12 protein-coding genes are annotated in these 12,791 nt (G+C 49.6%); all 12 read right to left on the minus strand.

Annotated features, from left to right (window positions below; all coding sequences use genetic code 11):
* Nucleotides 1-7: 7 nt before the first annotated feature.
* Nucleotides 8-1,312 carry a homoserine dehydrogenase gene (locus tag ACZOWY_RS03175; RefSeq protein WP_484392813.1) on the minus strand — a complete coding sequence of 435 codons (1,305 nt, stop codon included), beginning with the start codon at nt 1,310-1,312 and terminating at the stop codon, nt 8-10.
* A gap of 84 nt (nt 1,313-1,396) precedes the next feature.
* Nucleotides 1,397-1,888, minus strand: a complete 492-nt coding sequence (locus tag ACZOWY_RS03180) for an ACT domain-containing protein (protein ID WP_484392815.1) — start codon at nt 1,886-1,888, stop codon at nt 1,397-1,399.
* Between the two features lie 116 nt (nt 1,889-2,004).
* Complete coding sequence (plsY, locus tag ACZOWY_RS03185) at nt 2,005-2,619, minus strand: glycerol-3-phosphate 1-O-acyltransferase PlsY (RefSeq protein WP_484392817.1); 615 nt, start codon at nt 2,617-2,619, stop codon at nt 2,005-2,007.
* Between the two features lies 1 nt (nt 2,620).
* Complete coding sequence (gene der, locus ACZOWY_RS03190) at nt 2,621-3,952, minus strand: ribosome biogenesis GTPase Der (RefSeq protein ID WP_484392819.1); 1,332 nt, start codon at nt 3,950-3,952, stop codon at nt 2,621-2,623.
* 89 nt (nt 3,953-4,041) lie between these two features.
* A complete protein-coding gene (locus ACZOWY_RS03195; protein ID WP_484392820.1) occupies nt 4,042-4,569 on the minus strand; it encodes a cob(I)yrinic acid a,c-diamide adenosyltransferase in 528 nt (175 codons plus the stop codon).
* 27 nt (nt 4,570-4,596) lie between these two features.
* A complete protein-coding gene (locus tag ACZOWY_RS03200; RefSeq protein WP_484392823.1) occupies nt 4,597-5,997 on the minus strand; it encodes a DUF512 domain-containing protein in 1,401 nt (466 codons plus the stop codon).
* 118 nt (nt 5,998-6,115) lie between these two features.
* Nucleotides 6,116-6,382, minus strand: a complete 267-nt coding sequence (gene rpsO / locus ACZOWY_RS03205) for a 30S ribosomal protein S15 (RefSeq protein ID WP_484392827.1) — start codon at nt 6,380-6,382, stop codon at nt 6,116-6,118.
* A gap of 205 nt (nt 6,383-6,587) precedes the next feature.
* Entirely contained in the window at nt 6,588-7,544 is a 957-nt protein-coding gene (gene ribF, locus ACZOWY_RS03210) for a riboflavin biosynthesis protein RibF (RefSeq protein WP_484392830.1), read from the minus strand.
* Nucleotides 7,531-8,424, minus strand: a complete 894-nt coding sequence (truB, locus tag ACZOWY_RS03215) for a tRNA pseudouridine(55) synthase TruB (RefSeq protein WP_484392831.1) — start codon at nt 8,422-8,424, stop codon at nt 7,531-7,533. Before truB ends, ribF begins: the two co-directional genes overlap by 14 nt.
* Entirely contained in the window at nt 8,421-9,374 is a 954-nt protein-coding gene (locus ACZOWY_RS03220; RefSeq protein WP_484392832.1) for a DHH family phosphoesterase, read from the minus strand. Before ACZOWY_RS03220 ends, truB begins: the two co-directional genes overlap by 4 nt.
* Nucleotides 9,367-9,729, minus strand: a complete 363-nt coding sequence (rbfA, locus tag ACZOWY_RS03225; protein ID WP_484392833.1) for a 30S ribosome-binding factor RbfA — start codon at nt 9,727-9,729, stop codon at nt 9,367-9,369. Before rbfA ends, ACZOWY_RS03220 begins: the two co-directional genes overlap by 8 nt.
* 21 nt (nt 9,730-9,750) lie before the next feature.
* Nucleotides 9,751-12,774, minus strand: coding sequence for a translation initiation factor IF-2 (gene infB / locus ACZOWY_RS03230; RefSeq protein ID WP_484392835.1), 3,024 nt, complete (start codon nt 12,772-12,774; stop codon nt 9,751-9,753).
* Between the last annotated feature and the right edge of the window lie 17 nt (nt 12,775-12,791).

The raw sequence follows: 12,791 nt of genomic DNA on the forward strand, positions 1-12,791 counted from the left end.
TCTATGATCACAGGTTCGGGTCTTCCACCCTCAGCACGCTGCAAACCTTTTTCACAACAGGCAGTACCTGCAGGGTACGCAGTGAAAGTTCAAGGCTCAGCCTGCTTACTTTATACGTAATGATGATCAGTTCAGCCAGCCCGTTTTCGATTACATTTTTCTGAATTACGGACGCAATGCTCATCTGCTGTGCTGCAAAGGTAGAGGCAATCGCTGCCAGAACGCCGGGCCGGTCGGTAACCAGCAAACGGAAATAGCAGGGCGCCATTTCTTTATCGGCCGGGCACATTTTCTTCTTCTCAAAAAGATTTCCTTTAATACGGCCGCAGGAATTGCTGCAAATATTGCGCGCGGTGTCGATGATGTCGCCGCAGACCGCGCTGGCGGTCGGAAGCCTTCCGGCGCCCCGGCCCATAAACATCGCGTCGCCTACTGCATCGCCGTTGACATAGATTGCATTATATACATCGTTTACGCTGGCCAGCGGATGATTCTTCGGCAGCATGACCGGGTATACGTTGGCAGTAATACCGTTTTCCGGATCGTTCTTTGCAACCCCCAGCAACTTTACTACATAGCCGAGCTCCCGCGCATAGCTGATATCGCAGGCGTCGATCGTATCGATCCCTTCGATGTGCACATCTTTCAGTGTAAGGCCTGTGTTAAATGCCAACGATGCGAGCACTGTAATTTTACGGGCTGCATCGATGCCTTCTACGTCGGCGGTGGGATCGGACTCCGCATATCCCTTTGCCTGCGCTTCTGCCAGGGCCTGTTCATACGAAAGCCCTGCGTCAGTCATACGGGTCAGCATATAATTGGTAGTTCCGTTGACAATGCCCATGATGCTGGAGATTTTATTGGAGGCCAGACAGGACCGCAAAGGACGGATGATGGGGATGCCTCCCCCTACCGCTCCTTCAAACTGGAAATCTGCTTTCTTTTCAGCTGCCAGAGCGAACAGCGACTTGCCGTATTCAGCCAGCACGTCTTTGTTGGCGGTTATCACATGTTTTCCGTGGTTCAATGCCGCTTCAATGTATTCTTTGGCCGGATGCACACGTCCGATCAGTTCTACAACGATATCAATTTCCGGATCATTTAAAATATCGTCAAGGTTGTCCGTATAACCGATATTATATTTTTCAATTTCCGGTTTCAGTTTCGTTTTGTCCCGTATAAGAACCGTTTTTACTTCGATCGCGCACCCTGCTTTTTTGGCAATATCTTCCCTGTTTTCGTTTAAAACGATGATTACGCCGCCTCCTACGGTTCCGCAGCCCAGCAGGCCGATTTTCACTGTCTTCTCCATAATTTTTTCTCCCTCATAAAACAAGATTCATTATATCTTTACAACAGATGGACACACGGTTACAGTTTTTATGCAAAGAAAATCTTACACCTGTCCCAGTACTTCTAGCCGTTTTACTCCGTCTATCATGCGAAGTTTGTCCAGTAATGCCTCCAGGTCCACAGTCATATTTTTTGTTTCAATAGAAATCGTGGTGTTGGCAACACCCTGCAGGGGGATGCCCTGGTTGATGGTCATGATGCTTCCCGAATCGGTTGCAATCAGGTTCAGCACACGTGAGAGGACTCCGGGTTTGTGTTCCAGCAGCAGGGACAGTGTGATAATTTTATCTTTGCTTGCTTCGTAAAACGGAAACACATAGTCTTTGTATTTATAATAGGCGCTGCGGCTCAGTCCCATCAGTTCTACCGCCTGGTTGATAGTCCTGACTTCGCCCCGCTTCAGGATTTCTTTAACCTTGATCGTCTTCTTGATTGCTTCCGGTAAAATATCTTCTTTTACAAGATAGAAAGAAGTTTTTTCATAACCGGGTTTACTTTCTGAGGAATTTAAATCTGCAATCTTTGTACGTGCCATAATCCCTGACTCCTTTTACAAATAATAGTGTTATATATTGCGAACGTTTTATATATTGCAAACGTTTTTAGCCGGAATGCCGGTTTAAAACCGAAAATCCTGTCATAACGGAATGCTCATTGTTTATCATTCAGATGGCCCGGTTTGATTTTACTTTCCGTTCCGTTCATCAGCCGTATGATATTGTCCTTATGGCGGATAACGACAAACAGGCAGGCCATGGTTCCGAACACCGCATAGGGAACCGGGTATTGCAGATACCAGCCCGTTGCAGCGGCCACTATCGCAGCGATGACAGAGCCTAATGATACATAGCGGGTAATCAGGACAATAACGGCCCAGATGCCAAAGCCAGCCGCTGCGCCCCAGGGAAGCATATACAGGAACAGCCCCAGGCCGGTAGCGACCCCCTTCCCGCCCTTGAAGCCGAGAAAGAGTGAATAGTTGTGCCCCAGCAAAGCGCCTAATGCAGTAACCGCCACGACAGCCGGGTCATCGGTAAACCGCGATATGATATACAATGCCAGAATACCTTTCAGCATATCGCCTGCCAGCACCGCCGCAGCCGTTTTCGGTCCTACCGTACGGAATACGTTCGTAGTTCCGATGTTGCCGCTTCCGTAGTCACGGATATCGATGCCGTGAAAGGCCCGCACCAGCCACAATCCGCAGGGTATGGAACCAAACACATATCCCAGCAGGAAACCGCCGGCGCCTAACAAATAGTTCATATTACAAGTCCTCTTCATTCTTTGCGCGGATAATCATCTGGATCGGCGTGCCTTCAAATCCAAAGGCCTCCCGCAATTTGTTTTCCAGATAACGCTGATAGGAAAAATGCATGATCTCCGGATTGTTGACAAACAGCACAAAGGTCGGCGGTTTGATTTTTACCTGTGTTACAAAATAAATCTTCAGCTGGCGACCTTTGTCGGTAGGCGGCGGGTTGATGGCGCAGGCGTCTTCGATGATCTGGTTGATGACGGACGTGGAGATACGCATGGCGTTCTGTTCCGCCACATATTTGATCACTTCGGGGAGCCTGTGGATGCGCTGCATGGTTACGGCCGAAACATACACAACCGGCGCGTACTGCAGAAAAACAAGTTCTTTCCGTAATTCTTCCGTATAGCGCAGCGTAGAATCCGTATCCTTTTTATACAGATCCCATTTGTTGACTACAAGGACGATGCCTTTTCCTGCATCGTGCGCGTAGCCGACGATTTTTTTATCCTGTTCGGTGACGCCTTCTACCGCGTCGATCACCATTAGCACAACGTCAGAACGGTCCACGGCACGAAGGGAACGGACGATACTGTATTTCTCAATCAGCTCTTCGATTTTTCCCTTACGCCTCATTCCGGCCGTATCGATGAAAAGATAACGCTGCCCGTCCTTTACGACCGGCGTATCGATCGCGTCGCGGGTCGTTCCGGCCTGGTCGCTGACGATGGAACGTTCTTCCCCGACAAGCGCATTGAAGATGGAAGATTTCCCTACGTTAGGCCTGCCTATGAGTGCAACTTTGATTTCGTCTTCATCTTCGTCATTTAACTGGGGCACTGTCTGCTGTACCTTGTCCATGACAGAATCCAGCATATCGCCAAGCCCCAGATGGTTGGCTGCGGAGATGGGGATTGGTTCGCCTAATCCCAGGTTGTAGAATTCAAAAATTTCCATTTCCTGTTTAAACGAGTCCGCTTTATTGACTGCCAGGACGATCGGCTTTCTAGACTTCCGTAACAGCTTGGCCACTTCCGCATCTTCATCCGTGATGCCGGTACGGGCGTCGCAGACGAACAGGATCACATCGGCCTCCCTGATGGCGATCTGCGCCTGTTCCCGGATCGAAACAGCGATTTTGTCAGTATTGGCAATTTCAATTCCGCCGGTATCAATAATCAAAAACTCACGGTCTAGCCATTCGGACGTGGCATACAGGCGGTCTCTGGTTACGCCCGGAATGTCTTCAACAATAGAAATCCGTTCATTGGCCAGCACGTTAAACAGGGTGGATTTACCGACATTCGGCCTTCCAACAATCGCAACGATAGGTTTTGACATAGTTCAAATATCCTCAAACTTTCTTGTACGGTTTATAAATTAAGAATAAGCAATGTAAACCGGATTTAAATTTTTTCCGGTGAAAAATGTTAATGGTCTATACCATCGCGTATGGTAATATTTTTTGTCGTAAAATAATGCCTGACTTCCTGCATATCAGTTACCAGATCCGCTTCGTCCATCAGTTCCTGCGGCGCTTCCCTTCCGGTACAGACAACTTCGGTGTTTTTGCGGTGTTCATGAAGAAAAGACACAACTTCGGCGGTGTCTATCAGTTTTTTGGCCATCGCCAGGTTGATTTCGTCCAGGATCAGAACGTCGGCATCCTGTGATAACAGGATGCGCTTTCCTTCTTCCCAGGCTTCCTGTGCCATTTTTACATCAACAGGATCCGGATTACGGAAATTGACAAAACTGTCCCGTCCCATTTGTTTTATGGTAAAGTTGGGCAGGAAATGAAACGCCTGCGCTTCTCCATAGGTGGCATCGCCTTTCATAAAACAGATCATGATCACGTTTGCCCCGTGGCCCACAGCCCGCAGCGCGAGCCCTAAGGCGGCAGAGGTTTTTCCCTTACCGGTTCCCGTATAGACATGCAGCATGCCAAAATTTTTCATTGCAACGCACCTTCCGTTACTGTTCTTTCAGGAAAACTGTTTCACATACTCTGTATTATTTGCGGCCGTAACCGGTCCCCGCTCCGGAACAGAGTTCCTGGCTGCGGTACCGTTGTGCGGCAAAGGCTGTTCTGACAGAAGGTTATACAGTTCCGATGCCCCTTTGGCAATTTTTACGTCCCGCCTGCTTCGGTGCATGAACTCCGTTAAGGACATATCGTCCAGGAACAGGTTATCCTGGTTTAACACGACCGAAGGGAGAATTACAGGATTTTCTTCCGGAAGCTGGGCCAGTATATCGGATCCTGTCAATAAACCGGTTACGTTGACGTTATGGCCGAAAAAGTCATTGACAACGGGGATAATACGGTGATTCGTATGGTATTTCGCATTAAAGGAATCGATGACCGGCTGCAGCAGGGTGGCTGCTGAAACACCGAGAGGAATTACGTAGTCTTTTTGTACAGGAGGCCGGCTGCTTCTGGAGTTCTGCGCAGCCCTGTCCCACTCGGCAAGAAAATTCCGTGTGAGCCCGATACCGTTCTCCAGCTGTGGAAACCCGTCATACCAGGAAACGGGAGGCATTTCACGGCCTGCCAGAATGTAAAACTCATCTCCCAGATATATGAATGAACGTCCAAGCCGGCGGCGGCATTCTTCCTGCCAGCGGGTCACGGTGTTAACGAGAGCTTCCGCTCCGTCTTTTGTGAAAAGCTGCAGGTCAGGCAGGCCCTTTGTATTTTTTGTAATGCCTACCGGAACGACAGCCATATCATCCACATAATCCGATAAGGCTGCCAGATCCCTGTATGACTTTTCCAGGACCGGACCGTCGTTCCAGCCGGGGCAACAGACGATCTGGGCATGGATATGGATTCCGGCGGCAAACAGACGTTGCAGTTTTTCCATGATTTCGCCGGAATGACGGTTCTTCATCATCGCCTGCCGGACTTGCGGATCCGTTGCGTGGACCGATACATATAACGGCGACATGTGATTCCGGATAATACGGTCAAAGTCGTCTTCGGTCAGATTGGTCAGCGTTACAAAATTACCGTACAGGAACGACAAGCGGTAATCGTCGTCCCGGACGTAAAGGCCCTTGCGCAGACCGGGAATCATCCGGTCCACAAAGCAAAAGACGCAGCGGTTATGGCAGAGGCGTACTTTATCAAACACGGCGCTTTCAAAGGAAAGCCCCAGTTCTTCGTCAATCTCTTTCGGAACGGGTATCTCACGTATAGTGCCGTCGGCTCCCCGGACAGACAGGACCGGTTCGAAATCAGCCGCAGCAAAACTCACATCCAGAATATCACGCATGGGCATGCCATTAATGGCGCAAAGAGACTCTCCGGCTGTTATGCCGGCAGCTTCTGCCGCGCTATGCTTCCTGACTGAACTGATCTTACCTTCACCGCTTGTTTCCATACGTCCTCCAAATGTCTTTTTATATTATACCTAAATTTTCGTAAAAAAACAAATGTACATTGTAAAAAAGCAAAAAAAGACCCGCTTTTTAAAAGCGGGCCCCTGGTTTGTAAAAAGATTACTTACGGATATTCAGTTTAGCAATAATAGCACGATACCGTTCGATATCTTTTTTCTGCAGGTAGTTCAGCAGACCGCGACGCTGACCAACCATTTTCAGCAGACCGCGACGGGAATGATGATCCTTTTTGTTGGTCTTCAGATGCTCGGTCAGGGCTGCGATACGGGTGGAAAGAACTGCAATCTGTACTTCCGGGGAACCGGTGTCGCCTTCATGGCGGGCATTATCTTTGATAATAGCCTGTTTTTCTTCTGTTGTTAACATAGTAACGAACCTCCATAAAAATAATTATTGTCCGGCCGGAACCAGGCAGGCGTTGGAGAAGCGCTCTTCTTAGCTCCGGTTAGGATACTGAAGTATTTTAGCACATAAACAATTATATTGCAAATCTTTTTTACATAACAATAAAAAAATATTTTACAAAACAGAAAACCGCTCCGCATCGCGGATGAAGCAGCCGGTACGCCATTTACTGTTCGTTGTCCTGGGAGGCAAACCAGGACAGGGCATCTGCTTTGTCCTTTTCCAGCTGCGCTTTTAATTCATCTAACGAAGAAAACCGGCGTTCATTTCTCAGGAATCTGCAAAATGCGGTTTCCAGGATATGCCCGTACAGATTTTCATTGCAGCCAAACAGGTGGACTTCCAGTACTTCCCGGACCACATCGTCAAAGGTCGGGTTCATGCCCAGATTCCCTACCCCGTTATACAGTTTTTCCCCGTCCCGCACCTGCAGCGCATACACACCGGCAGGCGGAAGGGCGGAACCGCTCCGGTTCACATACAGGTTTGCGGTAGGGAAACCTAAGGTCCGGCCGCGTTGGAAGCCTTTATGGACGATTCCCTCTACACTGCAGAAACGCCCCAGCATATATTCCGCGTCACGGAGATTGCCGTCTGCAATGGCCCGTCGTATCCTTGTACTGCTGATCACCTTGTTCTTGTATTCCAGAAGGGGCCTGATCATGACGTCAAAGCCGTGTTCTTTCCCGCTTTTTACTAAAGAATCTGTGTTCCCCGAACCGCGAAACCCATAGGTGAAATTGGTACCGCAGACGAGGCAGGAAAAATTAAACATACGCAGTTTTTGTAAAAAGCCTTCCGGTGATAAAAGCGACAGCTGTCTGTTAAACGGAACGTCAATCAGCAGGTCGACGCCCCACCGTTTCAACAGCCGTATTTTTTCTTCCGGGGATATGAGCGACTGGGGAATGGCAGAGGGACGGATTGTGGCATACGGATGGTTGCTGAATGTAAACACGGCGAGCCGTAACTGATGCGTTCTGGCATACGATGCCGCAGCGTCAATGACATCCCGGTGCCCTTTATGCAGGCCGTCAAAGGTTCCCATGGCAATCACGCAGGGTGTGTCATGAAAAAAATCTATTTCGTTTTGATCCAGATTCAGATGTTTAACGATTTCCATAATTATTTAATGCATCACTGTCAATCTGCACCAGTACTTTTTCCGGACTTACCACTTCTTCTTCCACGGTTACCATTCCGAGAAATGTATCCGCGAGATACAGAGAGTACCTTCCCGGTTCCGTGCCTTTTATGGTTGTCCGGACACCGTTGGTGATGCGGTGCGCCTGAAGGGCGTTTACATACAGTTTTTCTGTTTTGGAAACTGCGGATTCCACCGGAAGCAAAACGGCCTCCGGATTTTCTGCGATCTCCTCCAATGTATGGGAGTCTTCAATGCGAAAATCCCCTGCCCTTGTCCGGAGCAAAAATGTCATGCAGGCACACGTGCCCATCGATGCGGCTATATCTTCCAGCAAGGTGCGGATATACGTGCCCTTGGAACATTCGATATCCAGACAAAAGTACGGGGGATAAAAACGAAGGAGCTCCAGCCTTCGGATTTCAACGGGCCTGGCAGCGCGTTCAATTTCAACTCCCTGTCTGGCATATTCATACAATTTTTTCCCGTTGACTTTCAAAGCGGAATACATAGGCGGGACCTGTAAGATATGGCCCCGGAACTGTTGCAGGGATTTTTCAAACTGCATGGCGGTCATCACCGGAACCGGTTTACGTTCCATCACGTTCCCGCTGTCATCACCGGTATCCGTCCGGATACCCAGAAGGCCCTCGGCACGGTAGTGTTTTGTATCCGAGGCGGCATATTCCAGCATACGGGTCGCATGGCCGATGAAAACAGGCAGTACTCCGGCTGCGTCCGGATCCAGTGTACCGGAATGGCCGGCTTTTTTCAGACCGTAGATATGTCTGATCCGGTTAATTACATCATGGGATGTCATACCGGGAGGCTTCAATACGTTAATGATCCCGTCTGTCATTGGAACAGTTCCTCAACCGCTTGCAAAACTGTTTTCTCGGCTTCTTTCAACGGGGCATAAATGCTGCAGCCGGAAGCTTTTTTATGACCGCCTCCGCCAAAGGATAACGCGATTTTAGCTACATCTTTTTCTTTGGAGCGGAAGCTCACCCGTGTCAGATTTTCTTCTACCTGTTTGAACAGAAGAGCAACTTCTACGCCTTCCACATAACGTGGATATGAAATGAAGGCATCGGTATCTACATTGTGGTCGTACAGTTCCGGCGCGATTTCAATAAAGGCTATTTTCCCGTCATGCAGAAACGTCAGTGTTTCCAATACTTTGCGCAGCATTTCCACCTGTGAACGGGATTTTAATTCCATGTTGTCTGAAATCAGGCTGGGATTTACCCCGTAACCGAGCAGATCGGCCGCCGTTCGCAATGTATTTGCGGTAGTGTTGGAGTATTTGAACGATCCGGTATCTGTGTAAAGACCTTCATATATACAGGTTGCGATATCTGTATTGATGCTGATCCCCATCTCTTTCAGCAGACGGTACATGATTTCGGCCGTTGCCGCGGCGTCCGGATCCAGATACAGATAATCCGCAAACCGTGTATTCGTCTTGTGGTGATCGATATTGAGAACGGCGCGGGACCTGACGACGTCCATGGCATTGCCGGCCCGGTCTGCCGAACTGGCATCAATGACCACCAGAAGGTCCGCTTCTACCGATTCGTCTGCATTAAAACGGCCATATGCATCAATACCGGGAAGAAATGAAAAAACGTTGGAAATGTCATCGTCTACATTCATGATCACTTCTTTTCCCAGCATGCGTAATGCGTGCATAAGGGCCAGTGATGAACCGAGCGTATCGCCGTCAGGGCTGACATGGCTGACAATAACCAGCTTTTGCGCTGATTTCAGCAGTTCGGCTGTTTCCGCTAATGAACAGTTCTTACTCATCTTTATTTCCTTCATTTTCTTTGATCTGGCGCAACAAACGGTCTATATGGGCACCGTATTCCAGGGAGGTATCTTTTTCCAGGATGAGTTCCGGTGCAAAACGCAGACGGATGCGTTTTGCGATTTCCGTCCTCATGAATCCTTTTGCCTTATTCAGCGCCTTCCAGGCTTGTTCCTGTTCCTCTGCCGTACCGTACAGGCTGACATAAACTTTTGCCTGGCTCATGTCATCCGTCAGACTGACGCCCGTAACGGTCACCAGTTTTATGCGCGGATCTTTGATATCCAGCAGAAGCATATTGGAAATTTCGTGCTGGATGGCTTCCTGTACTTTTTCAACTCGTAATCTGGCCATAGTTCACCTGTTCATCATTTCTTATTCGGGAGCAATTTCTTTCATCACATAAACTTCGAACTGGTCGCCTTCCTTGATGTCATGGAATTTAGCCAGTGTGATACCGCATTCGTAACCGGCAGCAACTTCTTTTACATCGTCTTTGAAGCGGCGCAGGGATTCCATTTCGTCTTCGGAAATAACAATGCCGTCGCGAACTACACGGATCTTGGAATTGTTGGTAACCTTGCCTTCTGTTACGTAGCAGCCGGCGATGATCATCTTGGAAATCGTGATGACCTGGCGCACTTCCACGCGGCCAATGACGTCTTCTTCAAATTTCGGCGCCAGCATACCTTTGATAGCGGCTTCTACATCATTAATTGCGTCATAGATAACCCGGTACGGACGGATATCAACTTTCTCACTCTCTGCCAGTTTACGGGCATTGGCGTCGGGACGGACATTGAAGCCGATGATCAGCGCGTTGGCTGCGGAGGCAAGCATTACGTCCGATTCGTTGATAGCGCCCACGCCGGAATGGACAACGGCAACTTTGACTTCTTCGTTCTGAATCTTGACCAGGGATGCACACAAGGCTTCCACAGAACCCTGCACGTCTGCCTTGACCACAATATTCAGTTCCTTCAGCTCACCTTCTTTGATGCGGCTGAAGATGTCATCCAGCGATACTTTGGCAGCTTTCTGCTGTTCTGCTTTTGCTTTGGCGATACGTTTTTCTGCTACGCTGCGGGCAATTTTTTCATCTGCAGCATCCAGGATATCGCCGGCCTGCGGAACTTCGTTCAGGCCTAACACTTCTACCGGTGTAGACGGACCTGCTTTGCGTACCTTTTCACCCCGGTCATTGATCAGGGCACGGACACGTCCGTGAGCGGTACCCGCAATAATATAGTCACCGATGGTGAGGGTGCCGCGCTGTACCAGAACGGTAGCAACCGGTCCGCGTCCCTTATCCAGTTTGGCTTCTACGATAGTGCCATGGGCAGGCAGTTTCGGATTTGCTTTCAGTTCCTTTACTTCGGCTACCAGCAGGATCATTTCCAGTAAGTCGTCAATACCCTGATGGGAGTGTGCCGATACAGGAACCATGATGGTATCTCCGCCCCAGTCTTCCGGGATCAGTTCCATCTCCGAAAGCTGCTGTTTTACATGCTCCGGATTGGCAGCCGGTTTATCCATCTTATTGATGGCAACGATAATCGGTACGCCCGCAGCCTTTGAATGGTTGATTGCTTCAATGGTCTGCGGCATTACGCCGTCGTCTGCCGCTACAACCAAAATGGAAATATCCGTACACTGGGCGCCTCTGGCACGCATGGCAGTAAACGCTTCATGACCGGGCGTATCAAGGAAGGTGATCTTCTTGCCACCCGCATTTACGGTATACGCACCGATATGCTGGGTGATACCGCCTGCTTCGCGGGCTGTTACATGGGTTTTGCGGATCGCATCAAGTAAGGAAGTCTTGCCGTGGTCAACGTGACCCATAACGGTAACTACAGGCGGACGAACGACCTGATCTTCCGGATTGTCTTCAATTTCCGGAATTTCGGTAGGATCTTCTTCCGGCGGTAACGGCTGTACATCTACGCCGAATTCCGTGCCAACCAGGGTTGCCGTATCAAAATCAATATCCTGGTTGATCGTGACCATTTCCCCTAACAGGAACAGACTCTTGATTACTTCTGCTACTTCCCGTTTGATCAGTTTGGCAAATTCCTGCACGTTGATGGATTCCGCAATCTGTACCATAGTAGGACGTACCACGGCAGCCTGCTGTTCATTGCGCACAGGGGCCCCTGATTTGGATTTCAGATGCTTGTTCGGACGCATATGGTCCGCACTGCGCATAGGTCTGCTGTCACGGGAAGCATAGGATCCCTTCAGCTGCTTTTCGTGTTTCTTATTATATTTTTCCCGGCTTTCCTTGCCGCGTGGAATATCATCAATCCCTGCGGCAGGCTTCTTGGCTGCATTATTGTTGCGGTTGCCCGGACGGGCTCCGCCAAACTTATTTCCCTGGTTTCCGTCTTTGTCCATGCGGTCTTTAGTAAAGCCGCCGCCCTGGCCCTGACGGTTGAAATTCTGGCCCTGTCCCTGCTGACGGTCCCTGTTAAAGCCGCCGCCCTGGCCCTGACGGTTGAAGTTCTGGCCCTGGCCCTGCTGGCGGTCCCTGTTAAAGCCGCCGCCCTGGCCCTGACGGTTGAAATTCTGGCCCTGGCCCTGCTGGCGGTCCCTGTTAAAGCCGCCGCCCTGACCCTGACGGTTGAAATTCTGGCCCTGGCCCTGCTGACGGTCCCTGTTAAAGTTGCCACCCTGACCCTGACGGTTGAAGTCACGGTTCTGGTTCCCCTGGCGGTTAAAATCGCGGTTCTGATTGGGACGGTTCTGATTTCCCTGCGGGGACATGGGGCGGTTTTGCGGACCTCTGTTCTGATTTGCGTTCAGGTTCCGTTCTCCGCTGAACTGTCCGGATCCGGAAGGTCTTTCATTTGTCTTGACAGGAGCCGCTGCAGTCCCGGCTGTTCTTTCGTTTTTTGCATCTCTGTTATTTAAATTTTTATTGTTCGGTACATTACGATACTTGTTTTTGCCGTCGGTGTTCACAACGGGTACTTGCACACCTGCTGCATTCCGGTTATCGGCCGGTTTGCCAGTTTTGTCTTTCTGCAATGCATTATGCGTAATGGTGCTCTTGCCTTCGGCAGTCGTTTCAACAGTCATGATGACCGGCTTTACAATCATGGAAGGACGTTCCGGCTTTTCCGGTCTGCTTTTTGCCGGAGCGGGAGCCGGGGTTACGGCAGGCTTTGTTTTTTCTGCAGTTTTTGCAGTTTGCGGCTTTACCGGTTTGGGCGCTGTCTGCTGTTTTTCCGGCTTGGTTCCCTTTTTGTCGAACGCAGCACGGATGAGAGCCACTTCGTTTTCTTCCACACTGCTGAAATTCGTTTTCGTTATATTATGCTTAGCCAAAAGTTCTATGACTTCCGGACTTTTTACACCGTATTCTTTTGCAATCTCAAAAATTCGTTTCTTCCCCATTCAGCTACCTCCAGCTT

This window comes from Succiniclasticum sp., assembly GCF_056977735.1.

What these genes read in the sequence shown, in the direction of transcription:
- ACZOWY_RS03180 (WP_484392815.1), bottom strand. Translation starts at nt 1,888, where the DNA reads ATGGCACGTACAAAGATTGCAGATTTAAATTCCTCAGAAAGTAAACCC.
- ACZOWY_RS03175 (WP_484392813.1), bottom strand. Translation starts at nt 1,312, where the DNA reads ATGGAGAAGACAGTGAAAATCGGCCTGCTGGGCTGCGGAACCGTAGGA.
- ribF (WP_484392830.1), bottom strand. Translation starts at nt 7,544, where the DNA reads ATGGAAATCGTTAAACATCTGAATCTGGATCAAAACGAAATAGATTTT.
- infB (WP_484392835.1), bottom strand. Translation starts at nt 12,774, where the DNA reads ATGGGGAAGAAACGAATTTTTGAGATTGCAAAAGAATACGGTGTAAAA.
- plsY (WP_484392817.1), bottom strand. Translation starts at nt 2,619, where the DNA reads ATGAACTATTTGTTAGGCGCCGGCGGTTTCCTGCTGGGATATGTGTTT.
- rpsO (WP_484392827.1), bottom strand. Translation starts at nt 6,382, where the DNA reads ATGTTAACAACAGAAGAAAAACAGGCTATTATCAAAGATAATGCCCGC.
- ACZOWY_RS03220 (WP_484392832.1), bottom strand. Translation starts at nt 9,374, where the DNA reads ATGAGTAAGAACTGTTCATTAGCGGAAACAGCCGAACTGCTGAAATCA.
- ACZOWY_RS03195 (WP_484392820.1), bottom strand. Translation starts at nt 4,569, where the DNA reads ATGAAAAATTTTGGCATGCTGCATGTCTATACGGGAACCGGTAAGGGA.
- der (WP_484392819.1), bottom strand. Translation starts at nt 3,952, where the DNA reads ATGTCAAAACCTATCGTTGCGATTGTTGGAAGGCCGAATGTCGGTAAA.
- ACZOWY_RS03200 (WP_484392823.1), bottom strand. Translation starts at nt 5,997, where the DNA reads ATGGAAACAAGCGGTGAAGGTAAGATCAGTTCAGTCAGGAAGCATAGC.
- truB (WP_484392831.1), bottom strand. Translation starts at nt 8,424, where the DNA reads ATGACAGACGGGATCATTAACGTATTGAAGCCTCCCGGTATGACATCC.
- rbfA (WP_484392833.1), bottom strand. Translation starts at nt 9,729, where the DNA reads ATGGCCAGATTACGAGTTGAAAAAGTACAGGAAGCCATCCAGCACGAA.